Source organism: Paracoccus endophyticus, from assembly GCF_003286075.1.
Lineage (GTDB): Bacteria > Pseudomonadota > Alphaproteobacteria > Rhodobacterales > Rhodobacteraceae > Paracoccus > Paracoccus endophyticus.
Genome location: NZ_QLUV01000006.1, coordinates 48,135 through 70,958 on the forward strand (window position 1 = coordinate 48,135; position 22,824 = coordinate 70,958).

General features: G+C 70.5%; 22 protein-coding genes and 1 pseudogene. 15 read left to right on the top strand and 8 right to left on the bottom strand.

From position 1 onward, the window contains the following. Positions 1–138 precede the first annotated feature (138 nt). The 3 genes from hisF to DPQ23_RS08935 are packed head-to-tail and all read left to right on the top strand — an operon-like array spanning position 139 to position 1,796. Positions 139–900, top strand: coding sequence for an imidazole glycerol phosphate synthase subunit HisF (hisF, locus tag DPQ23_RS08925; protein WP_112874352.1), 762 nt, complete (start codon positions 139–141; stop codon positions 898–900). After that, entirely contained in the window at positions 897–1,217 is a 321-nt protein-coding gene (locus tag DPQ23_RS08930) for a phosphoribosyl-ATP diphosphatase (protein ID WP_112874353.1), read from the top strand. Before hisF ends, DPQ23_RS08930 begins: the two co-directional genes overlap by 4 nt. A gap of 30 nt (positions 1,218–1,247) precedes the next feature. Beyond that, positions 1,248–1,796 (top strand): MgtC/SapB family protein, encoded by a 549-nt coding sequence (locus tag DPQ23_RS08935; RefSeq protein WP_112874354.1) that lies wholly within the window; start codon positions 1,248–1,250, stop codon positions 1,794–1,796. A 51-nt stretch (positions 1,797–1,847) separates the two neighbouring features. Here DPQ23_RS08935 and DPQ23_RS08940 read toward each other — a convergent pair whose 3' ends face one another. Next, entirely contained in the window at positions 1,848–2,375 is a 528-nt protein-coding gene (locus DPQ23_RS08940; RefSeq protein WP_112874355.1) for a GNAT family N-acetyltransferase, read from the bottom strand. A gap of 4 nt (positions 2,376–2,379) precedes the next feature. Then, positions 2,380–3,561, bottom strand: a complete 1,182-nt coding sequence (gene rnd, locus DPQ23_RS08945; RefSeq protein ID WP_112874458.1) for a ribonuclease D — start codon at positions 3,559–3,561, stop codon at positions 2,380–2,382. A 206-nt stretch (positions 3,562–3,767) separates the two neighbouring features. Between rnd and DPQ23_RS08950 the strand changes: the two genes are divergently transcribed. Then, the gene (locus DPQ23_RS08950) at positions 3,768–4,430 is read left to right on the top strand and encodes a glutathione S-transferase family protein (protein WP_112874356.1); all 663 of its coding nucleotides are present in this window, start codon (positions 3,768–3,770) and stop codon (positions 4,428–4,430) included. A 112-nt stretch (positions 4,431–4,542) separates the two neighbouring features. Beyond that, positions 4,543–6,513, top strand: a complete 1,971-nt coding sequence (gene parE, locus DPQ23_RS08955; RefSeq protein ID WP_112874357.1) for a DNA topoisomerase IV subunit B — start codon at positions 4,543–4,545, stop codon at positions 6,511–6,513. Between the two features lie 83 nt (positions 6,514–6,596). On the opposite strand, the gene DPQ23_RS08960 is transcribed toward parE, so the two are convergent. Further along, complete coding sequence (locus DPQ23_RS08960; RefSeq protein ID WP_112874358.1) at positions 6,597–7,001, bottom strand: c-type cytochrome; 405 nt, start codon at positions 6,999–7,001, stop codon at positions 6,597–6,599. A gap of 152 nt (positions 7,002–7,153) precedes the next feature. Here DPQ23_RS08960 and DPQ23_RS08965 point away from each other — a divergent pair, with 152 nt between their 5' ends. Then, positions 7,154–7,876 carry a gamma-glutamylcyclotransferase gene (locus tag DPQ23_RS08965; RefSeq protein WP_162630699.1) on the top strand — a complete coding sequence of 241 codons (723 nt, stop codon included), beginning with the start codon at positions 7,154–7,156 and terminating at the stop codon, positions 7,874–7,876. Between the two features lie 57 nt (positions 7,877–7,933). Next, positions 7,934–8,203 (top strand): hypothetical protein, encoded by a 270-nt coding sequence (locus tag DPQ23_RS08970; RefSeq protein ID WP_112874360.1) that lies wholly within the window; start codon positions 7,934–7,936, stop codon positions 8,201–8,203. Between the two features lie 15 nt (positions 8,204–8,218). Here the strand turns inward: DPQ23_RS08970 and DPQ23_RS08975 are convergent, their stop codons facing one another. Both DPQ23_RS08975 and DPQ23_RS08980 read right to left on the bottom strand, forming a co-directional pair. Further along, positions 8,219–8,896, bottom strand: coding sequence for an ABC transporter ATP-binding protein (locus tag DPQ23_RS08975; protein ID WP_112874361.1), 678 nt, complete (start codon positions 8,894–8,896; stop codon positions 8,219–8,221). After that, positions 8,889–10,187 (bottom strand): lipoprotein-releasing ABC transporter permease subunit, encoded by a 1,299-nt coding sequence (locus DPQ23_RS08980; RefSeq protein ID WP_112874362.1) that lies wholly within the window; start codon positions 10,185–10,187, stop codon positions 8,889–8,891. Before DPQ23_RS08980 ends, DPQ23_RS08975 begins: the two co-directional genes overlap by 8 nt. A 144-nt stretch (positions 10,188–10,331) precedes the next feature. Between DPQ23_RS08980 and radA the strand changes: the two genes are divergently transcribed. From radA to purF, 3 genes and pseudogenes are all read left to right on the top strand, one after another. Further along, positions 10,332–11,696 carry a DNA repair protein RadA gene (gene radA, locus DPQ23_RS08985; RefSeq protein WP_112874363.1) on the top strand — a complete coding sequence of 455 codons (1,365 nt, stop codon included), beginning with the start codon at positions 10,332–10,334 and terminating at the stop codon, positions 11,694–11,696. 42 nt (positions 11,697–11,738) lie between these two features. Then, complete coding sequence (locus DPQ23_RS08990; RefSeq protein ID WP_112874364.1) at positions 11,739–12,338, top strand: CvpA family protein; 600 nt, start codon at positions 11,739–11,741, stop codon at positions 12,336–12,338. 127 nt (positions 12,339–12,465) lie between these two features. Next, a pseudogene (gene purF / locus DPQ23_RS08995) lies at positions 12,466–13,917 on the top strand (amidophosphoribosyltransferase); the annotation flags it as partial. A gap of 62 nt (positions 13,918–13,979) precedes the next feature. Here purF and DPQ23_RS15420 read toward each other — a convergent pair. Then, positions 13,980–14,147, bottom strand: coding sequence for a hypothetical protein (locus DPQ23_RS15420; protein ID WP_162630700.1), 168 nt, complete (start codon positions 14,145–14,147; stop codon positions 13,980–13,982). 198 nt (positions 14,148–14,345) lie between these two features. Between DPQ23_RS15420 and DPQ23_RS09000 the strand changes: the two genes are divergently transcribed. Next, positions 14,346–14,927 carry a tyrosine-protein phosphatase gene (locus DPQ23_RS09000; RefSeq protein ID WP_112874365.1) on the top strand — a complete coding sequence of 194 codons (582 nt, stop codon included), beginning with the start codon at positions 14,346–14,348 and terminating at the stop codon, positions 14,925–14,927. On the opposite strand, the gene DPQ23_RS09005 is transcribed toward DPQ23_RS09000, so the two are convergent. Next, entirely contained in the window at positions 14,924–15,868 is a 945-nt protein-coding gene (locus tag DPQ23_RS09005) for a glycosyltransferase family 2 protein (protein WP_112874366.1), read from the bottom strand. The genes DPQ23_RS09000 and DPQ23_RS09005 overlap by 4 nt on opposite strands. A 199-nt stretch (positions 15,869–16,067) precedes the next feature. Between DPQ23_RS09005 and DPQ23_RS09010 the strand changes: the two genes are divergently transcribed. The 4 genes from DPQ23_RS09010 to DPQ23_RS09025 all read left to right on the top strand — a co-directional run bounded on the left by DPQ23_RS09010 (position 16,068) and on the right by DPQ23_RS09025 (position 21,965). Then, the gene (locus DPQ23_RS09010; protein WP_112874367.1) at positions 16,068–17,117 is read left to right on the top strand and encodes a methionine ABC transporter ATP-binding protein; all 1,050 of its coding nucleotides are present in this window, start codon (positions 16,068–16,070) and stop codon (positions 17,115–17,117) included. After that, a complete protein-coding gene (locus tag DPQ23_RS09015; RefSeq protein ID WP_112874368.1) occupies positions 17,107–17,778 on the top strand; it encodes a methionine ABC transporter permease in 672 nt (223 codons plus the stop codon). The genes DPQ23_RS09010 and DPQ23_RS09015 overlap by 11 nt, the downstream gene beginning before the upstream one ends. 23 nt (positions 17,779–17,801) lie before the next feature. Next, complete coding sequence (locus DPQ23_RS09020; protein ID WP_112874369.1) at positions 17,802–18,581, top strand: MetQ/NlpA family ABC transporter substrate-binding protein; 780 nt, start codon at positions 17,802–17,804, stop codon at positions 18,579–18,581. Positions 18,582–18,782: 201 nt separating this feature from the next. Beyond that, a complete protein-coding gene (locus tag DPQ23_RS09025; protein WP_112874370.1) occupies positions 18,783–21,965 on the top strand; it encodes a helicase-related protein in 3,183 nt (1,060 codons plus the stop codon). A 91-nt stretch (positions 21,966–22,056) separates the two neighbouring features. On the opposite strand, the gene DPQ23_RS09030 is transcribed toward DPQ23_RS09025, so the two are convergent. After that, a complete protein-coding gene (locus DPQ23_RS09030; protein ID WP_112874371.1) occupies positions 22,057–22,731 on the bottom strand; it encodes an SDR family NAD(P)-dependent oxidoreductase in 675 nt (224 codons plus the stop codon). Positions 22,732–22,824 lie beyond the last annotated feature (93 nt).

Below are 22,824 nucleotides of genomic sequence, written 5' to 3' on the forward strand. Positions count from 1 at the left end.
TCGGCGCCTGCCCTGGGACGGCCCGCCGCCCGCTTTCCGCACGGTCTTTCCGGGCCGCGCCCCCCTTGGGCGAGCCTGCAGCAACGCCGGGGGGCAAAGCCCCTTTTCCCCCGTGCGCGCCCGCGCTATCAGGCTGACATGCTCAAGACCCGCATCATCCCCTGCCTGGACGTGGCCGACGGGCGTGTCGTCAAGGGCGTGAACTTCGTCGACCTTGTGGACGCGGGCGACCCGGTCGCGGCGGCGGCGGCCTATGACGCGGCGGGTGCGGACGAGCTGTGCTTTCTGGACATCCACGCGACCCATGAAAACCGCGGCACGATGTACGATCTGGTGACGCGCACCGCGGAACAGTGCTTCATCCCGCTGACCGTGGGCGGTGGCGTTCGGTCGCACCGCGACGTGCGCGCCCTGCTGCTGGCGGGCGCCGACAAGGTGTCGTTCAACTCGGCCGCGGTCGAGAACCCCGATGTCGTGGCCGAGGCGGCGGACCGCTTTGGCAGCCAGTGCATCGTGGTCGCCATCGACGCCAAGACCGTGTCGCCCGGCACATGGCAGATATTCACTCACGGCGGCCGCAGGCCGACCGGGATCGATGCCGTCGCGTTTGCCCGGACGGTCGCGGACAGGGGCGCGGGCGAGATCCTGCTGACCAGCATGGACCGCGACGGCACCCGCGCCGGGTTCAACATTCCGCTGACCCGCGCGGTTGCGGACGCGGTCGGCATCCCGGTGATCGCCTCGGGCGGGGTTGGCACACTGGATCATCTGGTCGAGGGCGTGCGCGACGGCCATGCCAGCGCCGTCCTGGCGGCCTCGATCTTTCACTTCGGCACGTTCACCATCGCCGAGGCCAAGGCCCACATGGCCGCGGCCGGTGTCCCGGTGCGCCTGACATGACCGCCCCCGACGCCCTGTCCCGGCTGGCCGCGACCATCGCGCAGCGCCGCGGTGCGGACCCTGCGTCCAGCTGGACCGCGCAGCTTCTGGCCAAGGGACCCGAGAAATGCGCCGAGAAATTCGGCGAAGAGGCCGTCGAGGCGATCATCGAGGCGGTGCGCGGCGATCGCGCCCGGCTGACGGCCGAGGCGGCTGACGTGCTGTATCACCTGCTGGTGATGCTGGCCGCCCGCGACGTGACGCTGGGCGAGGTGCTGGCGGAACTCGACCGCCGCGACGGCACCTCGGGTCTGGCCGAAAAGGCGGGGCGCGGCTGACCTGCGGAGCTGCCGCCAGAGGGAGCGCGCATGGACGTCTGGCACGACTTCACCGATCCGATGAACTCGGTGTCCATGGGCACCGCGGCGTTGCGGCTGATGACCGCCATCCTGCTGGGGGGGATCATCGGCTGGGAACGCGAGATCAACTCGCGCGCCGCAGGGTTGCGCACGCATATGCTGATCGCGCTGGCCGCGGCCGCCTTTGCCATCGTCGCGATGGAGCTGACCAGCTTTGAAAGCGCCCCCGGCGTCGGGCTTCAGACCGACCCGCTGCGCCTGATCGAGGCCGTGACGTCGGGCGTGGCGTTTCTGGCGGCGGGGTCCATCGTCATCACCGGCGCCAGCGTGCGGGGCGTCACGACCGGCGCGTCGATGTGGCTGTGCGGCGCCATCGGCCTGTGCTGCGGGGTGGGCGATGTCAAGCTGGCCGGGCTGGTCACGCTGATGGCCATCATCGTTCTGTGGCTGATCCAGCAGTTCGTCACCCCTGTCGCCGAACACGTGCGCGACAACCGGGCGGATGCGGGGCGCGGCGACACCGACGCGGGCGGGACGAACGCCGACCGGGGCGGCTGAGGGCGGGGTCCACCCGGCGACCCGTACGGCGGGCGGCGCCCGGTCTGCGCGTCAGTCCGCCCCACGCTCCAGCACCCAGGCGGGGGCTGCGGCGGGTCGGGCGGCCGACCGCAGCATCGTTCGACCCGTCCGGATGAACCCCGCCTTTTCCAGGACCCGCAGCGAGGCGGGATTGTCCACGAACACATCCGCCCGCAGCGCGCGCAGCCCGAAGTCATGTGCCAGCGCCGCGATGAAGGCCGGGACGATCTCGCTGGCCAGCCCGCGTCCCGACACGGCCGGCGCCAGGAAATAGACGATCGAGGGCCGCGCCCCCGCGGACACGCCGATCGACCCGACCGTGCGGCCGTCCATGTCCACCGCGGCCCGGAACGGCGGGCGATCCGCCCCAGGGGGAAAGATGCCGGCAAACTGCGCCCGGCTCATGCCGGGGCTGAACAGCAGCAGCATGGGCGCGACCGCGGGGTTGGTGGCGATGGCGTACAGCGGGTCCAGATCGGGTGCGGCCACGCTGCGTATCAGGCAGCGGGGCGATCCTGCCCGGAACCCCCGCCCTGCGGCGCAGCCGGGATCGGGCATCGGCTCAGCCGACCGGCACGACCCTGATCGCGCCGCCTGCGGCAGACAGCGCGATCCGACCCTGCACCAGACGCAGCGCGTCGTCGCCGAACACCTCGGCCCGCCAGCCCGTCAGCGCCGGAACGTCGCGCCCGCCGGCCGCCAGCGCGTCCAGGTCCGCCGCGGACGCGATCAGCCGCGGCGCCACGCCCGCCGCGTCAGCCTTGGCCTGCAGCAGCACCCGCAGCAGTTGCGACAGCGCCGCGTTGCCGGGCTTGCCGGGCTCGTCGGGGCTGGGCTTGGGCAGGTCGGTCGCCTCGACCCCTGCCCTGACCGCCGCAAGGATGCCCTGCGCGATCTCGCCGCGCCGCGCCTCGCGCAGCAGCAGCCGCGACTTGCCCAGATCCTCGTCGGTCAGCGGCTTGGCCGAGGCCAGCTCGACCAGCGCATCGTCCTTGAACACGCGCGAGCGGGGCACGTCGCGGCTTTGCGCATAGGTCTCGCGGAACCGCGCCAGTTCGCGCACCACCGCCAGAAAGCGGGGCGAGCCGGACCGGGTGCGTACCCGCTCCCACGCCTCGTGCGGGCGGGTGATATAGGTCTCGGGGTCGATCAGCACGGCCGCCTCCTCGGCCACCCACGCCTCGCGCCCGGTCTTTTTCAGCTGCTCTGCCAGATATTCATAGATCGCGCGCAGGTGCGTCACGTCGGCCAGCGCATAGTCCGCCTGCGCGGGCGTCAGCGGGCGGCGCGACCAGTCGGTGAATCGCGACGACTTGTCCAGTGGCTGCCGGGCGATCTTCTTGACCAGCGTCTCATAGCCCGCCTGCTCGCCAAAGCCGCAGACCATCGCCGCGACCTGGGTGTCGAACAGCGGGTCGGGGAACACCCCCGCATCGTGAAAGAAGATTTCCAGATCCTGCCGCGCGGCGTGGAACACCTTGACCGTCGCGGTGTGGCGGAACAGGTCGTACAGCGGCTCCAGCGACAGCCCGTCGGCCATCGGATCGACCAGCACGGCCGGCCCGCCCTCGGCCTTGGGGCCGGATGCCGGCGGCAGCGCCATCTGGATCAGGCACAGCTTGGAATAATAGGTCCGCTCGCGCAGGAATTCCGTGTCCAGCGTCACATAGGGTTGCGCCTTGGCCAGGGCGCAGAACTCGGCCAGTTCGTCGGTGGTGGTCAGGATGCGGGGCACTGCGGACATGGGCGTCATGGGCTTTCGGCTGGGGCGGGTCATCCGCCGGTCGTCCGGGTTTAAGCCCCTCTGGCCACGAAGGAAAGCGCGCGCGCATGCCTGGGGGCGGCACGATGGCGCGCCGGCCACAGCCCGATGCGGCCGGCCACGGGATTTCCCCGTTGCGCCCGGCTGCGATCCGGCCTTCCCTGTCCCCACCCTGAGCGGAGCGCATCATGCTGACCATCCACGGCGTCACCCGTTCGCGCGCCTCGCGCGTGATCTGGCTGTGCCACGAACTGGACCTGCCGTTCCGGCAGGTTCCCGTCATCCAGGCCTATCGGCTGCCCTTTCCCGATGCCGCGGACGCGGCCCTGAACACGCGGTCGGCCGCCTTCCTGGCGCTGTCGCCCGCCGGCTCCATCCCGGTGATCGAGGATGACGGGCTGGTGCTGTCGGAATCGCTCGCCTGCACGCTGCATCTGGCGCGCAAGCACGCGGCGGGCGGCCTCGGCCCCGCCGACCAGGCCGAGGACGCGCTGATGCAGCAATGGTCGTTCTTCGCGGCCACCGCGATCGAGCCGGACGCCCTGACGCTGATGTTCCTGCATGGACGCTGGCAGGCCCAGTCGGGCGAGGATGCCGCGCTTGTCGCCGGCGCCGCCGAACGGCTGGTGCGGCCCATGAAGGTAGTCGAGGACCATCTGGCGATCCACGCCCATCCGGTCGGCGGCCGCTTCACCGTGGCCGACCTGAACCTGGCCGAGATCATCCGCTATGCCCAAGGCTACGGCCCGCTGACCGAGCAGTTTCCTGCGGTGCTGGCGTGGCTTGCCGACTGTCAGGCGCGACCCGCGTTCCAGCGGATGTGGCAGGCCCGCCTGGCCGAGCCGGAATAGCCGGGGGCGCACCGGGCCTGCGCGCCTGTCCGCCCGCGGGTGCGCGGCGCGCCCTTGCCCCGCGGGGCCGGGGCGTGAAATAACGCGCCGACCTTAGAACCGAAAGCAGCCCATGTCCGACGATCTTCTCTCGGGCGCCGATCGCGCCGCCGACGCCTATTCCGCCGCCTCGATCGAGGTGCTGGAGGGGCTGGAGCCGGTCCGCAAGCGCCCCGGCATGTATATCGGCGGCACCGACGAACGCGCGCTGCACCATCTGGTGGCCGAAATCCTCGACAACGCGATGGACGAGGCGGTGGCCGGCCATGCCAGCCGCATCGAGGTCGAGCTGCACGCCGATGGCAGCGTCACGGTCCGCGACAACGGCCGCGGCATCCCTGTCGATCCGCATCCCAAGTTTCCGGGCAAATCCGCGCTGGAGGTGATCCTGTGCACGCTGCACGCGGGCGGCAAGTTCACCGAGGGCGCCTATCAGACCTCGGGCGGGCTGCACGGGGTCGGCGCGTCGGTGGTGAACGCGCTGTCCGACGTGATGGTGGTCGAGGTCGCGCGCAACCGCGAGTTGTGGCGACAGTCGTTTTCCCGCGGCGTGCCGCAAGGCCCCATCGAACGGGTCGGCGCCGCCCCCAACCGGCGCGGCACGACGGTCCTGTTCCATCCCGACGAGCAGATCTTCGGCCACCATCGGCTGAAGCCGTCGCGCATCATGCGGATGGTCAAATCCAAGGCCTATCTGCAGTCCGGCGTCGAGATCCGCTGGAAGACGGACATCGACGACGGCGAGACGCCGACCGAGGCCACCTTCCACTTCCCGGGCGGGCTGGCCGATTACCTAGGCGAACAGCTGGGCACCGCCTCGACCTATGCCGAGCGGCCCTTCGCCGGGTCGGTCGAGTTCCGCGAACGCTTCGGCGTGCCGGGCAAGGTGGACTGGGCGATCAACTGGACGCCCTCGCGCGACGGCTTCATCCAGTCTTATTGCAACACCGTGCCCACCCCCGAGGGCGGCACGCATGAATCGGGCTTCTGGTCCGCGATCCTGAAGGGGGTGCGCGGCTATGGCGAGCTGGCAAAGAACCGCAAGGCCGAGAACATCACCCGCGACGACCTGCTGGCCGGCGGCTGCGCGCTGGTGTCGTGTTTCATCAGCGAGCCGGAGTTCGTCGGCCAGACCAAGGACCGGCTGGCCACCACCGAGGCCGCCCGGCTGGTCGAGGGCGCCGTGCGCGACCACTTCGACAACTGGCTGGCCGCGAATACCAAATCGGCGGGCGCGATCCTCGATTTCCTGGTCCTGCGCGCCGAGGAGCGGCTGCGGCGGCGCCAGGAAAAGGAGACGGCGCGCAAGTCGGCCACGAAGAAACTGCGCCTGCCGGGCAAGCTGGTGGATTGTTCGGCCACGAACCGCGAGGGGACCGAACTGTTCATCGTCGAAGGCGACTCGGCGGGCGGCTCGGCCAAGTCGGCACGCGACCGCAACACGCAGGCGATCATGCCGATACGGGGCAAGATCCTGAACGTGCTGGGCGCGGCGTCATCCAAGCTGAGCCAGAACCAGGAGATCGCGGATCTGTCGCAGGCGCTGGGCGTGGGGCTGGGGACGCGGTTCAACGTGGACGACCTGCGCTATGACAAGATCATCATCATGACCGACGCCGACGTGGACGGCGCGCATATCGCCTCGCTGCTGATGACGTTCTTCTTCACCCAAATGCGGCCGCTGATCGACAAGGGCCACCTGTATCTGGCCTGCCCGCCGCTCTACCGCCTGACGCAGGGCGCGGCGCGGGTCTATGTCGCCGACGATGCCGAAAAGGAACGCTGGCTGGGCAAGGGCCTGGGCGGCAAGGGCAAGATCGACGTGCAGCGATTCAAGGGCCTGGGCGAGATGGACGCCAAGGACCTGAAGGACACGACAATGAACCCCGCCACGCGCAAGCTGATCCGCGTCAGCATCGACGACGAGGACGGCGGCGAGACGGGCGACCTGGTCGAGCGGCTGATGGGGAAAAAGCCCGAGTTGCGCTTTCAGTACATCAGCGAGAACGCCCGCTTCGTCGAGGAAGAGGGCCTGGACGTCTGAGGAAAGCCCGGGCGCCCTGTGCCGCCCGCCGCCTTCTGTGCCCGACCGGCCGCATGGAACGGCCGGCCGAGTGGCCGTGCGAACTATTCCTGCAGGCGTTCGACATACTCGACCAGCGCCACCAGCCGCGCCGGCGTGGGCGCGGTGATGCCGTCGCCGGGGTCGTACATCACCGTCTCACCCTGCAGCAGCTCGCTGAACTGGGGCATGTGGCTGTCGCTGCGCCCCATCGTATAGCCGTTGATCCGGCCCATGACCTGCAACCGGGGGAACCTGCCGCCCGACCGGGCACTGATCCGGGTCAGGTCCGCAGGGGGCGGTGCAAGACCTGCAGCCGCCGGCCCGTCCCCCTTGCCCGTCGGGCCATGGCACGAGGCGCAGAACAGGGCGTAATCGGCCGGGCCGCTGTCGGCCTGCGGTGCGGGCGTGCAGGCGATCAGCAAGGCCGCGCCGCCCAATGCGACGAGGGCCGGAGTGGCGAATTTCATGGCTGTCCCCCTTGTTCGTTGCGCGGACTGTGCCGAACGGGGGCGGGGCAGGCAAGTCCCGGCGGTGCGGTTCCGCAGATGCGGGCGCAGGCCGCGGCCTGATGGCCGCCGCGCATTGCGCTTGCCGGGTTTCTGGCCGACAACGACCCCCCATGTCCGATGATTTTCCTGTCCCTGCCAGCCTTGCGCTGACCGCCGCCCATGTCGCCCGCGCCCACCGCGAGGTGGACGAGTCCCCCTATGACCCGCAGTGGACGATGCTCACCGACGATGATCTGGATGCGCTGGCCGAGCGACTGACCGCAGGCCGGCCGCGCCCGGTGCCGATCTTCGCCTATGGCTCGCTGATCTGGAATCCGGGGTTCGAGGTCAGCGGCATCCGCCGCGCCACGGCGCCCGGCTGGCACCGCAGCTTTTGCATCGAGATGAACCGCTGGCGCGGCACGCCCGATTGCCCCGGCCTGATGCTGGCCCTGGAACCCGGCGGCCAGTGCGGCGGGCTGGTGATGGAGATCGCGCCCGGCACCGAACGCGAGTCGCTGCGCGCCATCCTGCGGCGCGAACTGGTGGCGCATGAACTGGTGGACAACGCCGTCTGGATCACCGTGGACACCGATCGCGGCCGCGAACAGGCCCTGACCTTCTATGCCGGCGCCGTTGGACAGACGCTGGTGCACCTGCCGATCGCGGAACAGGCGATGCGTCTGGCCCATGCCTGCGGCCCCGCGGGGTCGGGCGCCGAGTATCTGCACCGCACCGCCGAGGCGCTGGCGGCACATGGTCTGGACGACCCGTATGTCTGGCGCTTGCAGCAGATGGTGGCGACCGAAATCGACAGCTGGCGCCATCCCGGCGCGCCCATCGGTGACGTCTGACCGGAACGGCCGCCGCGACCGCGCGTTGTTTCCCGCGGCCAGAACCGGAGCAGGCGAATGTCATCCAGCGAAACCACCACCGACCATGACGTGATCCGCCAGTGGATCGAACAGCGCGGCGGCATCCCCACCGTCGTCAAGGGCACCCAGGACGACGAGGGCGAGGGCATCCTGCGCATCGATTTTGCGGAACGCGACGACGCGCTCGAAGAAATCTCGTGGGACGAGTTCTTCGAAACCTTCGAGGATCGGGGCCTTGCGTTCCTGTATCAGGACGAGACCAAGGACGGCAAGGAAAGCCGCTTCTTCAAGTTCGTGAACCGCTGACCGAGCGGGCCGCGCCTAGCTGCGGCCTGCGACCTTGTCCAGCCGCAGGACGCGGTCCATGCGCGCGGCCAGGTCCATGTTGTGAGTGGCGATCAGCGCCGACAGGCCGGTGTCGCGCACCAGGGCCATCAGCACGCCGAACACGCGGTCGGACGTTGCGGGGTCCAGGTTGCCCGTCGGCTCGTCGGCCAGCAGCAGCGCAGGCGCATTGGCCAGCGCGCGGCAGAACGCCACGCGCTGCTGCTCGCCCCCCGACAGCGCCGCCGGGCGGTGATCGGCGCGCGGCGCCAGCCCGACACGGTCCAGCAGGCCGCGCGCCCGGTCCTGCGCCGCGCGTTCCGGCGTGCCATTCGCCAACTGCGGCAGGACGACATTCTCCAATGCGGTAAATTCGGGCAGCAGGTGATGGAATTGATAGACAAATCCCAGCTCGCGCCGCCGTGCCTCGGTCCGCGCACGGTCGGACAGGCCGGTCATGTCGCGCCCGGACAGGATCACCCTGCCCGCGCCCGGCGTGTCCAGCAGCCCCGCGATATGCAGCAGCGTCGATTTCCCCGCCCCGCTGGGCGCCACCAGCGCCACCACCTCGCCGCGTGCAACGGTCAGGTCCAGCCCGCGCAGCACCTCGACCGCCGCCGGTGTGCCGGGGTTGTAGGTCTTTGCGATGCCTTCCAGCCGCAGGACATCACTCATAGCGCAGCGCCTCGACCGGGTTCATCCGCGCGGCGCGCCGGGCGGGAAAGATGGTGACGATGAAGGACAGCACCAGCGACAGGCCGACGGCCTTGGCGATGTCGATGCCGCGCAGCCTGGCCGGCAGTTCGTAGATGCCGCGCACCGCGGGGTCCCAGGCGCCGCCGTCGGAAAACCAGTTCACCGCCGCCATGATGCTGTCCACGTTCAGGGCCAGCAGGACGCCCAGGATCACGCCCGCCAGCGTGCCGATCACCCCGGTGAACGCGCCGCACAGGAAGAACACCCGCAACACCGCGCCCTCGGTCAGCCCCATCGTCCGCAGGATGCCGATGTCGCGGCCCTTGTTCTTGACCAGCATGATCAGGCCGCTGGTGATGTTCATCGACGCGATCAGCACCAGCACCGAGAGGATCACGAACATCACATCATCTTCGACGTCCAGCGCCTTGAGAAAGCTGCCGGAACTGTCGCGCCATGTCCAGACGAGGCTGCCCGGCAGCGCCTCCATCAGGGCGGGGGTCAGATCATCCACCTGCTCGGGCTCGGCGACATAGACCTGGATCTCGTCCACGACCCCCTCGCGGTTGAAATAGGACTGGGCCTCGGCCAGAGGCATGTAGATCCGGGTCCGGTCGATGTCATAACGTCCCGCCGTGAAGACATAGACGACCTCGTAGGCGGCGACGCGGGGGGTGGTGCCGAATGCGGTCTGCGCCCCCTGGGGCGAGATCAGCTGGATGCGATCCCCCACGCCTAGGTTCAGTTCGCGCGCGATGCCCGACCCGATGGCCACGCCGCGGTCAAAGTCGGCGATGTCGCCCACCGCCGTCTGCGGGTCCGCAATACGCGGAATATCTGCAAGATCCCCTTGCGTTAGACCAAATACCTCAGCCACGTTCGACCGTTCGCCGGCGCTGGCCATCACCTGTCCCTTGACCACCGGATCGGCCCGCAGCACGCTGGGCAGCGCGGCCATGCGATCGGCGACCGCGGCATAGTCCGCGATGGTCCCGGCCACGCTGTAGGTTTCCTCGGTCAGGTCGTTCACGATCTGCCCCGGCGGCATATAGACCGTCGTGTGGGCATTCGCGCCCAGGATCGTGTCCACGAATTCCGCGCGAAAACCAGACCTTACAGCCAGTGTTGCAATCAGCGCCATAACCCCCAGGGCGATCCCGATCAGGCTGATCCAGGTCATCACCGAAACGCCGCCTTCGGCGCGGCGGGCCCGCAGATACCGCCAGGCGATCATGAACTCGTAGGGCGCAAAGGGGCGCGGGTTTGCCATCGGCAGGCCTTTCGTCGGGTGGCGGCAAACTGACGACGGGGGGCGGGCTTGGCAAGCCGACATCCCCGTGAGGCGAGGGGCGCGCGTGCCCTGCCTGCCGGCGCCTGCTTGCCCTTGCGCCGCGCCTCGGCCACAACCGTGGCCATGGCCAAACCCGTCGCCGCCTTTACCTGCACCGCCTGCGGGGCCGCCCACCCGAAGTGGTCGGGCCGCTGTGATGCCTGCGGGCAGTGGAACAGCATCGTCGAGGAGGCCCCGCTGTCCCAGGGACCCGGCCGCGGCCTGGGCGCGGCGCGCGGGCGGGTCATCGCGCTGAGCGGGCTGTCCAGCGACGAGCCGCCGCCCACACGCGCCGCCTCGGGCATCGATGAGCTGGACCGGGTGCTGGGCGGCGGGCTGGTGCCCGGCAGCGCCATCCTGGTCGGGGGCGACCCGGGGATCGGCAAGTCCACGCTGATGCTTCAGGCCGCCGCCGCCTTTGCCCGCGCGGGCGCCCGCGCCGTCTATATCAGCGGCGAGGAGGCCGGCGCACAGTTGCGGATGCGCGCCGGGCGGCTGGGGCTGGCCGACGCGCCGGTGCGGCTGGGCACGGAAACCGCCTTGCGCGACATCCTGACAACGCTGGACGCAGAGCGTCCCGACGTCGCGGTGATCGATTCGATCCAGACCCTGTGGTCGGACACCGTCGATGCCGCCCCGGGCAGCGTGGGCCAGGTCCGCGCCGCCGCGCACGAGCTGATGACATTCGCCAAGCGCAGCGGGGTCGCCGTGATCCTTGTGGGCCACGTCACCAAGGACGGCCAGATCGCAGGACCCCGCGTCGTCGAGCATATGGTCGATACGGTCCTGTATTTCGAGGGCGAGCGCGGCCACCAGTTCCGCATCCTGCGCGCGGTCAAGAACCGCTTTGGCCCGGCCGGGGAAATCGGCGTTTTCGAGATGACCGGCGGCGGCCTGGCGCAGGTCGCCAACCCCTCGGCCCTGTTTCTGTCCGAACGCGGCCAGCCCATTCCCGGCAGCGCCGTCTTTGCCGGGATCGAGGGGACGCGGCCGGTCCTGACGGAAATCCAGGCGTTGGTCGCGCCGTCCACCCTCGCCTCGCCCCGGCGCACGGTGGTGGGGCTGGACGGCGGGCGGGTCAGCACCATCCTTGCCGTGCTGGAGGCGCGCTGCGCCGTGCCCTTTGCCGGGCTGGACGTGTTCCTGAACGTCGCGGGCGGCATGCGCGTCAGCGAGCCGGCCGCCGACCTTGCCATCGCCGCCGCGCTGCTGAGCGCGCGCGAGGACCACCCCCTGCCCGCCGAGACCGTCTTTTTCGGCGAGGTCAGCCTGTCGGGCGCCCTGCGCCCCGTCGCCCAGGCCGAAAACAGGTTGAAAGAGGCGCAGAAACTTGGTTTTTCACAAGCCATCCTGCCCGCGGTCCAGAAGGTCGAGGGTTCGGAGGGCATGCGCGTGACCCGCGCCGCCGATCTGACGAGTTTCACGGGCGAGACATTCGGCGCCGGATGACCGCCCCCAACCTGCGGCGACAGCCGCAAAAGGGCGGTTTCAATGGACGGCTTTACCCTTGTTGATGGCATCGTTGCGGCCGTCATCATCCTTTCGGCGATTCTCGCCTATTCGCGCGGCTTCGTGCGCGAATCGCTGGCGATCCTGGGCTGGATCGGGGCCGCCATCCTGGCGTTCATGTTCGCGGCAGCGATGCGGCCCCTGATCGCGCAGATCCCCTATGTGAACAGGCTGTTGGCCGACAGCTGCGAACTGGCCACAATCGCGGGGTTTGCCGTCGTCTTCGCGCTGGCGCTGGTGGTGTTTTCCATCCTGACGCCGCTGTTTTCGTCGGTCGTCCAGCGCAGCGCGCTGGGGGGCGTCGATCAGGGCATGGGCTTTCTGTTCGGCGTGGCGCGCGGCATCCTGCTGGTTGCCGTGGCGTTCATCGTCTATGACCGGGTGATGGCAAGCCAGCCCGTTCCCATGGTGGACGGGTCCCGGTCGGCGCAGGTCTTCCAGCGCATGAGCGGTCAGCTGAACGAACAGATCCCGCAGGATGCGCCGGGCTGGGTTGTGTCGCGCTATGACCAGCTGGTGCGGTCCTGCCCCGCCAGCGCCACGGTCCCGGCCGCGACCACGCCGACTGCTGCCTCGAACTGACAGGGCGATCCGGGCCTTTGTGGCGGACCGATGTCGTTTTCCGTCCCGGCGCGTCCGCCGGGGCGTGACTTTGGTGCGGCGCGCGCCTAGATACCTCCTCGTTCCCCCAGCGACTGGCAGGCGTTCGATGCAGCCTTTCCTTGCCCATCCCTTCGATCACGACCGCCTGCACGAAGAGTGCGGCGTCTTTGGCGTGATCGGCGTGACCGATGCCGCCAACTTCGTCGCCTTGGGGCTGCACGCCCTGCAGCACCGAGGTCAGGAGGCGGGCGGCATCGTCGTCCACCACCCCGACCACGGGTTCAACAGCGCCCATCGGTTCGGCTATGTCCGCGACAACTTCACCAAGGCGTCGCTGATGGAAACCCTTCCGGGGCCGCTGGCCGTCGGCCATGTGCGCTATTCCACCGCCGGGACCAAGGCCAACACCGCGATCCGCGACGTGCAGCCGTTCTTCGGCGAGTTCGCGATGGGCGGCTGCGCCGTCGCCCACAACGGCAACATCACCAACGCCTTGGCCCTGCGGCGCGAACTGATCGAGCGCGGCTCGATCTTTCAGTCGGGGTCCGACAGCGAATGCATCATCCACCTGATGGCGCGGTCGATCCAGCGCAACATCCCCGAGCGGATGAAGGATGCGCTGCGCCGGGTCGAGGGCGCGTTTTCCGTCATCGCCATGACCCGCACCAAGCTGATCGGCGTGCGCGATGCCCTGGGCGTGCGCCCGCTGGTGCTGGGTCGGCTGCCGGGCGACGCGTTCGTGCTGTCGTCGGAAACCTGCGCGCTGGACATCGTGGGGGCCGAGTTCATCCGCGAGATCGAGCCGGGCGAGATGGTCGTGATCTCGAAGGGCAAGGTCGAAAGCTCGCGCCCCTTCGGCCCGTCCACGGGGCGGTTCTGCATCTTCGAGCACGTGTATTTCAGCCGCCCCGATTCGATCATCGGCGGCCGCTCGGTCTACGAGACCCGCCGCCAGATCGGCGTCGAGCTGGCGCGCGAGGCCCCGGTGGACGCCGACCTGGTCTGCCCGGTGCCTGACAGCGGCACGCCCGCGGCCATCGGCTATGCCCATGAAAGCGGCATTCCCTATGGCATGGGCATCATCCGCAACCAGTACATGGGCCGCACCTTCATCGAGCCGACCGAGCAGATCCGCAACATGGGCGTGCGGCTGAAGCTGAACGTCAACCGCGCGCTGGTGCGCGGCAAGCGCGTGGTGCTGGTCGACGACAGCGTCGTGCGGGGCACCACCAGCCGCAAGATCAAGGACATGATCCTGGACGCAGGCGCGGCCGAGGTGCATTTCCGCATCGCCAGCCCGCCGACCGCCTGGCCCTGCTTTTACGGCGTGGACACGCCGGATCGCGACAAGCTGCTGGCCGCGAACATGTCCAACGACGAGATGCGCGACTGGATCGGCGTGGACAGCCTGGCCTTCGTGTCGCTGAACGGTCTTTACCGCGCCGTGGGCGAGGCGACGGGGCGCGACCCGGCCCGGCCGCAGTATTGCGATGCGTGCTTTTCGGGCGACTATCCAGTGGCGCCCTTCGACCAGCTGGAACGCGGCTTTCGCATGCGGCCGGACCCGCTGTCGGGCGATGCCGAGGCCCAGCAGGACCAGACCGGCTATCGCCCGGTCGATCACACGCTGACCCCGAACAGCGCGACACGCGCGGCCGAATAGTCGCACGCGTCCGGCACGCCGCCCTTGGGGGGCGCCACGAACCCGTCGCGGGGCCGTGTCGTTTCTGTCACCGTCAGGCGATAGCGTCTTTCCATGCCGTCGGGCTGGACGGACGGGGTTGCCATACCCACTATCCGGTTCGGCGGCTGGGCCGCAGACTGGACGCGCGGGGCTTCACGGGGTCGCAGGCGCATGACCGGCATTTTGCACTTTTCCCTCCCTGCCAAGGGCCTGCGCGCGGACCACGGCGCTCAACCCCGCCACGCTCGTGCGGCCGGACAGGCGGGCGCAGCGCCCCGCATCCGCTGTGAGCGGGCTGGCCCATGCGGATGATCGCCGCGCGTGTGGGGATGGTCGCGCTGGCCTGTCTGCTGGCGCTGGTGGGCTGGTTCGGCGGCCTGCATGCCAGCGGCAATGTGCAGACGGTGGTCGCGGGGCAGGTCTATCGCGCCGGAACGCTGCCGCCCGACCACCTTGCCCGCCTGCTGGCGCAGCACCGCATCCGCAGCGTGGTGAACCTGCGCGGCCCGCATCCCGGCACCCCCTGGTACGACGCCGAGGCGGCCGCGACCGCCGCCGCCGGCGCGCAACTGCTGGATTTTCCGATGACGGCAGGCGCCCCCTTGCCCGAGGCAAAGGCCGGCGCGCTGATCCGCCTGATGGCGGACGCGCCCAAGCCGATGCTGATCCACTGTGAGGGGGGGGCCGACCGCACAGGCCTTGCCGCCGCGCTGTATCTGACGGCCGTGCAGGGCGTGCCGGCCCGCGAGGCGGGGCGGCAGCTGTCGGTTCGCTATGGCCATGTCGGCATCCAGGGCCTCACCTACGCGTGGCCCATGACCGAAAGCTGGCAGCGGCTGAAGGATCGCGTCCGGTCCCGGAGCGCGGCCCTGCCCGGCCGCTAGAGGGTCGCCAGCAGCCCGGCATAGCGGCGCTCGGCCTCGGCCTGGGCGGCGGCGACGGCGGGAATGGCCATCAGCCGCGCCAGTTCCGCGGCGACCGCCGGGCCATAGCGCCGCTCGATGCTGCGATCCTCGATCCGGGCGCCCGCGATGCGGGCAAAATACTCCTCGGTGTGGCGGGTATTGCCCTCGCCCACGGCGACGGCCCCCCGGCCGCGATCGTGACGCAGGCAGAACGACGACAGCGACTTGACGGCGTAATGGTTGTAATGCGCCAGCCCGTGGGCGATCTGCTCGGGCGGGACGTTGCGCAGCACCTGCCACAGCGGCGTGCCCGGCGCGATGGCCGACAGCGCCCCGTCGCCCCGCATGACCTGCAACGGCACCTTGCCGCGATAGCCGTTGACGCAATGGTTGTGGATGGTGCGGAACCGCCGCAACCCGCGGGTCAGCGTCTTGATCGGCCGGTTCGCGCGATGGCGCGGGGGCACGCGGCGCACGAACTGCTGGGTGACGCGGCCGGGGCGCCAGTCCTCGTCGTCCGAGGTGCCGAAGGTCATCGGGTTCAGCGCGATGATGTCGGTGCCGTCGGGCGCCGCGGCGGTCAGGTCCTGCACCCGGCCTGCGCCGGTCGTGACCTGCAGGAACTCGTCGGCGTCCAGCACCATCAGCCAGTCGGCCCGGTCCAGCCCGTGCTCGGCCCGCATCAGGGCATAGCCCTTGTGCTGGGGGATGTCGCCGGGCGCCAGCACGTTGCGGGTGTGGCCGATGGCCCCCGCCGCGGCCAGCGCGTCCAGCACCAGGTCGGTGCCGTCGCGGCAGTCGTTCGACGCGATGAAGATCCGGTCGAAACCCAGCACCCGATGATGGGCCACGAATTCCAGCACATACGGCCCCTCGTCCTTCATCGACGAAATCAGCACATGGCCCAGGCTGTCGGTCATTCGCAGGCTCCGTCACGGTTGCAGCACGCGCGCCGACCTGTGCCGGAACGCGGGCCGAAATCAAGCGCGATCGCCGCGCATGGTGTCAGGGCAGGACGGCCGCACCCCATAGCCACGCTTGGCCCCTTCCCCCCGTGCAGATCGGCCACCCCTTGCCGTGCGGTTGCGCCGCCTGCGTCTGCGGTCTATTCCCCCGCGGATGCGTGCCGCGACCCCGATCCATTTCCAGAACGTCACCAGGACCTGGCCCCAGGCCGGGGGCACGGTCGTGACGGCGCTGGACGACGTGACGCTGGACGTGCCTGCAGGCTCGATCACCGGAATCATCGGGCGGTCCGGCGCGGGCAAGTCCACGCTGCTGCGGATGGCCAACGGGCTGGAGCGTCCGACCAGCGGCACCGTCACGCTGGGGGGGGACGACGTGGGTGGGGCCAGCGGGGCCGACCTGCGCCGCATCCGGCGCGCCGTCGGCATGATCTTCCAGCATTTCAACCTGCTGGCCAACCGCACGGTGCGCGGCAACATCGCCCTGCCCTTGGAGATCGCGGGACAGCGTGGCGCGGCCGTCGCCGCCCGCGTGGACGATCTGACGCGGCTGGTCGGTCTGGCCGAGCAGGCCGACCGTTATCCGGCCGAATTGTCGGGCGGCCAGAAACAGCGCGTCGGCATCGCCCGCGCCCTGGCGACCGGGCCGCGCGTGCTGCTCTCGGACGAGGCGACCAGTGCCCTTGACCCGGAAACCACCCGCTCGGTCTTGGGGCTGCTGTCGGACATCAACGCGCGGCTTGGCCTGACCATCCTGCTGATCACGCACGAGATGGCCGTCGTGCGCCAGATCTGCACCCACGTCGCCGTCATCGAAGCCGGGCGCATCGTCGAGGCGGGCGAGACCTATCGCGTCTTTTCCGACCCCCGCCATCCGGTCACCCGATCCTTTCTGGCCGGGATCACCACTGTCGCCCTGCCGGGGTTCATCGCGGGGCGCATGCTGGCCGACCGCCCGCAGGGGCCGGCGCAGGCGGTGATGCAGGTCACGTTCATCGGCGATCATGCGACCGAACCCATGCTGTCGCGGCTGACGCGCGACCTGGGGCTGGATGTCAACATCCTGGCCGGCGCGATCGAGGAGATCGGGACCCGGCCGTTCGGCAACCTGCTGGTGGCGCTGGACGCCAGCCGCGCCGCGCAGGCCGCCGCCACGCTGGAACAACACGGAATGATGACCAAGGTGCTGGGCTATGTCGCCTGAACTGATCGGGCTGATCGCGCAGGCCACCGCGCAGACGCTGTACATGGTCGCCGCCTCGGCGATCCTGGGGACGCTGATCGGCCTGCCGCTGGGCGTGTTCCTTGCGACCTCGCGCCGGGGCGAGCTGCTGGCCGCGCCCGCCGCGAATGCCGCGCTGGGACTGGTCGTGAACGCCGCGCGCTCGGTGCCGTTCATCATTCTTGTGGTGGCCATCATCCCGTTCACCCGGATGCTGGTCGGCACCTCGATCGGCACCACCGCGGCCATCGTGCCCCTGACCATCGCGGCCGCCCCATTCATCGCACGGCTGGTCGAAACCTCGATCCGCGACCTGGACGCTGGCCTCATCGAGGCCGCGCGCGCGATGGGCGCCACGCCCTGGCAGGTCGTGCGCAAGGTCCTGCTGCCCGAGGCGCTGCCCGGCATCACATTGGGCCTGACGCTGGCCGTGGTCAGCCTGATCGGCTATTCCGCCATGGTCGGCGCCGTCGGCGGCGAGGGCCTGGGCGACCTGGGCATCCGCTATGGCTATCAGCGGTTCATGCCCGCCGTCATGCTGGCTGTGGTCGTCGTCCTGATCGTCCTGGTCCAGCTTGTCCAGCTGGTGGGCGAGGCGATCGCGGCCCGGCTGGACAAGCGCGCGCCCCGCCGCCCGAAATGACACATCGCACAAAGGAACACTTCATGCGCCGTCTTCTGACCCTGACCGCTGCCGCCCTGGCGCTGACCGCAGGTCTGGCCACCGCCGAGGACATCAAGGTCGGCGTCACGCCGGGCGAGCACGCCGAGATCATGGACGAGGTCGCCAAGCTGGCCGAACCCAAGGGCCTGTCCATCGAGGTCATCGAGTTCTCGGACTATGTCGTGCCGAACCAGGCGCTGGCCGACGGCGACCTGCACGCCAACAGCTTTCAGCACGTCCCCTATCTGGATAACCAGATCAAGGATCGCGGCTTCAAGCTGAGCGTCGTCGCCAAGACCATCACCACGCCGATGGGCGTCTATTCCGCCAGCCTGAAGGCGCTGGCCGACCTGCCCGAGGGCGGCGCTGTGGCGATCCCCAACGACCCGACCAACGGCGGCCGCGCCCTGCTGCTGCTGCAGGACAACGGGTTGCTGACGCTGAAGGAAGGGACCGGCCTCACGCCCTCGCCGCTGGACATCGCGGACAATCCCCGCAAGCTGAAGTTCCTGGAACTGGACGCGGCGCAACTGCCTCGCGCGCTGCAGGACGCCGATGCGGCGATCATCAACACCAACTTTGCCCTGGCCGCCGGGCTGTCGCCCAAGACCGACGCCATCGCGATGGAAAAAGCCGACAGCCCCTATGCCAACGTGATCGTCGTGCGCGCGGGCGACGAGGACCAGCCCTGGGTCAAGCAAGTGGTCGAGATCTATCACTCGCCTGAAATCAAGACCTTCATCGACACCAAGTACGAAGGCGCGGTCATCACCGCCTGGTGACGCCGCACCAGGGGCAGCGGGGGCGGGCTGCCCCCGTCGCACGCCGGGCGACCGCCGCGGGGAACCCTTTTCGCCGGACGCGGTTGGACCGCGCACAGCAACGGGGCGCGGCGTGATCTCGACAGTCAGGACGGGCGGCGGCGATGGCCGCAAGGCCGGGCCGGCGACGCGTCAGCCGCGCCCCAGACAACGAAAGCCATCATGCCCCGATCCCCGGACCAGTCTGCGCCCGCCCGCATGGGCCATGCCGAAACCGCCGCCGCCCTTGCCGAGGCGCTGACCGGCGGTGACATCATCCTGGCCGCGGAAAGCGAGGTCGAGGCCCGTGCGATTGCCCGCGCCCTGGCCCTTGCCGCCCCGCAGGCGCAGGTCGTGCTGGTGCCCGAAAGCGATGCGATGGCAGGCCGCGACGCGCCCGCCTCGCCCGCCAACCTGGGTGCGCGCAATGCCGCGCTGGCCCGCCTGCGCGCGCTGGCCGGTGACGACCAACGCGGCCCGGTCGCGCTGATCACGACCGGCGAGGCGCTGGCCCGCGCCTGGCCCGCCCCCGACACGGTCGATCCGCGTCTGCTGTCCGTGACGACCGGGCAGGATATTGCCCTGCCCGACCTGCTGGCGGCTGCGGTGGCGCTGGGCTATGTCGAGGACGACCGCGTGGACGAACCCGGCGAGGTCGCCCTGCGCGGCCAGGTGCTGGATCTCTTTCCCTGCCAGTCCGAGTGGCCCGTCCGCATCGAGACGGACGAGGGCGGCGTGGCGGACATCCGCAGCTATGACCTGGTCGATCAGCGCACCATCGCGCAGATCGACGGCATCGAGATCGCGCCTGCGGTCGAACTGCCGCTGGGCGATGCGCCGTGCAGCCTGCTGGATCACCTGCCGGGCGCGCGCGTCGTGATGGGCGCCGGTGCCGATCGTCGTCGCGCCTCGGCGCTGCGGCTGGCGCGCGAGATCGAGGGGGCGGCAAGCACCCGGCTGGTCGATCAGGCCGCCTGGCAGGCAGCGCTGGCCCGGCATCAGACGCTGGCACTGGATCGCCCGGGCGATCCGCCGCCGCGGTTCGTCGAGAGGCCCCACCCTGTGCGCGCCTTTGCCGCCGCCGCCCGCGCCGCCACCAGGGCAGGCGAGCGGCTGGTGCTGCTGGGGGGCGAGCGCGACCTGCGGTTCCTGACCCGCGGCATGGCCCGGCAACTGGGCGTGACCGTCGCGCCGGCGGCGGCGTGGTCCGACGTGACCGGGGCTGCCCCCGGCGCGGTGCTGGCGATGCCCCTGCCCGCCGACCGCGGCTTTCGCCGCGAGGGCGTGCTGGCGGTCGCCGCCGCCGACCTGCTGGGCAGCCGGGCGCAGCGGCACGAGGATCCCGGCGCCGCCGTGAACGCCCTGACCGACGCCACCGAGATCCGCACCGGGGATGTCATCGTGCACGAGGAATACGGGCTGGGCGTCGTCGAGGGGATCGAGCCGCTGCCCGCCCCGGCGGGCGAGCCGGACGCCGGCGACGCGATCCGCTTGCGCTATGCGGCGGATGCGGTGCGGCTGGTGCCTGTCGCGCAAGCCCACCAGATCTGGCGCTATGGCGCGGAACCCGAGGCAGTGACGCTGGACCGCCTGGACGGGTCAAGCTGGCGCAAGCGCAAGGACGACATCAAGGCGGCGGTCGCCCAGACCGCGCGGGGCCTGGCCGATCTGGCCCGCGACCGCAGCACCCGGACCGCCCCCGTGCTGGAGCCCGACCCCGCCGCCTACGAACGCTTTGCCGCAGGCTTTCCGTTCGCCGAGACCCCCGACCAGATCCGGGCGATCGAGGCGGTGCGCGACGATCTCGCCTCGGGGCGGCCGATGGACCGGCTGGTGATCGGGGACGTGGGCTTCGGCAAGACCGAGGTGGCGCTGCGCGCGGCGGCGGTGGCGGTGCTGGCGGGCCGGCAGGTGGCCCTTGCCGCGCCCACGACGGTCCTGGCGCGCCAGCACGTCGAGACGTTTCAGCGCCGGTTCGCCGATCTGGGCATCGGCATCGGCGCGCTGCACCGCCTGACCAGCGCCGCCGAACGCAAGGCGGTCAAGGCCGGGCTGGCCGACGGGTCGATCCGCATCGTCATCGGAACCGGTGCGGTCGCGGCCAAGGGCGTGGCCTATCACGATCTTGCGCTGGTCATCATCGACGAGGAACAGCGATTCGGCACGGCCGACAAGCAAAAGCTGCGCGCGCTTTCGGCGGGCCATGTGCTGACCCTGACGGCGACGCCCATCCCGCGCACCCTGCAGACCGCGCTGGTCGGGCTACAACAACTGTCGGTCATCGCCACGCCCCCGGCCCGCCGCCAGCCGATCCGCACCGCGGTCGCCACGTTCCAGCCCGACACCCTGCGCGCGGCCCTGCTGCGCGAACGCGCGCGGCGCGGGCAAAGCTTTGTCGTGGTGCCGAAGATCGCGGACATGGCGGCGATGGCCAAGGCGCTGGCCGACGCGGTGCCCGACCTGACGGTGCTGCAGGCGCACGGCAAGCTGCCCGCGGCCGACATCGACGACGCGATGATCCGGTTTGCGAACGGCGCCGGCGACGTCCTGCTGGCCACCAACATCATCGAGGCGGGACTGGACGTGCCCCGCGCCAACACGATGATCGTCCACAAGGCCGACCGCTTCGGCCTGGCGCAGCTGCATCAGCTGCGCGGCCGGGTTGGCCGGGGCAATCTGCGCGGCCACATGCTGATGCTGACCGAGGCGGGCAAGACCATTCCCGACCGCACCATGCGGCGGCTGCAGACGCTCGAGGCGCTGAACCGGCTGGGCGCGGGGTTCGAGATCAGCGCCCGCGACCTGGACCTGCGCGGCGCGGGCGACCTGCTGGGCGACACGCAGGCCGGGCACATGAAGCTGATCGGCGTCGATCTGTATCAGCAGTTGCTGGCCTCGGCCCTGGCCGAACTGCGGGGCGAGGCGGCCGAGCACTGGACGCCCGACCTGAACCTGGGCGTTCAGGGCCGCCTGCCCGAGGACTGGATCGCCGACCAGGACACGCGGCTGGGCGTCTACATGCGCCTGGCGCGGCTGGCCGATGCCGACGCCGTGGACCTGGTCGAGGCCGAACTGGAGGACCGCTTCGGCGAGATCCCCCCCGAGGCGCGGCACCTGCTGACCGCCGCCCGGCTGCGGATGGACGCGCGGGCTGCGGGCGTGGCCCGCGTCGTGGCGGGTCCGGCGGCCATCGCGCTTTACCCTCGCCCCGGCGTGACGCTGGCCGCCGACGGGCTGGAACGCAAGGACGACTGCGCCATCCTGCGCGAACCCATCGAGGACGCAGCCGACAGGATGGCGCGCGCCGCGGGGCTGCTGGCCATGCTTGCCGGGGCAGAGACCCAGGGCGCGGACAGGGCGACCTGACGCGCAGGCCTGTCGCCGTCGGCCGCGATATGGCGCCGCCTGCGCCCTGCCCGCGCTTGCGCGGGCGCGGTCCGTTCCGGCGCCTGCGCGCTCACCAGGGCACCGGCTCTCCGCGCCAGTCCCGGAACGTGCCCGTATCGGCGGGCGACAGCCCTGCGATCACCTCCAGCAGGGCGGCGGCCGACTGGTCGGGCGTCAGGACCGCATGGCGCGGCTGGTATCCCGCCGAAAGGCGGGTCGCCACCGTGCCGGGATGCAGCGCCACCACGATCGCGCCGCGGTGCTGGCGGGCAATCTCGATCGCGGCGGTCCGGATGATCTGGTTCTGCGCGGCCTTTGCGGCGCGATAGCCGATCCAGCCGCCCAGCCGGTTGTCGCCGATCGACCCCACCCGCGCCGACAGCGAGGCGAACACCGCGCGCCCGCCCTCGCGCCGGTGGGCCAGCAGGGGCGAGAAATACCGCAGGGCCAGCGCGACGCCGGTGGCGTTCAGGGCGAACATCGCGGCCATCGCGGACGCCTCGACCGCGCGGATGGTCTTTTCGGGGCTGCCCTCGCCCACCGTCAGCGCCCCCGTCGCGTTCAGGATCAGGTCAAAGCGCGCCTTGCCCAGCCGCTCGGCCGCCCGCGCGACCGACCCCTGATCGGTCAGGTCGAATCCGTCCGACCGCGACAGGCCGGTGACGTCCCAGCCCGAGGCCTCCAGCCGTGCGCTGAACGCAGATCCGATGCCGCCCGTTCGCCCAAGGATCAGCGCCTTCATCATGTGCCTGCTGGCTGGGGACGGCGGGCCGCGGCGGGCACGCCTCGGCGGCAGGCTGGCGCGGGACGGCGCCCGAGGCAACCCCCCGCTGCCCGC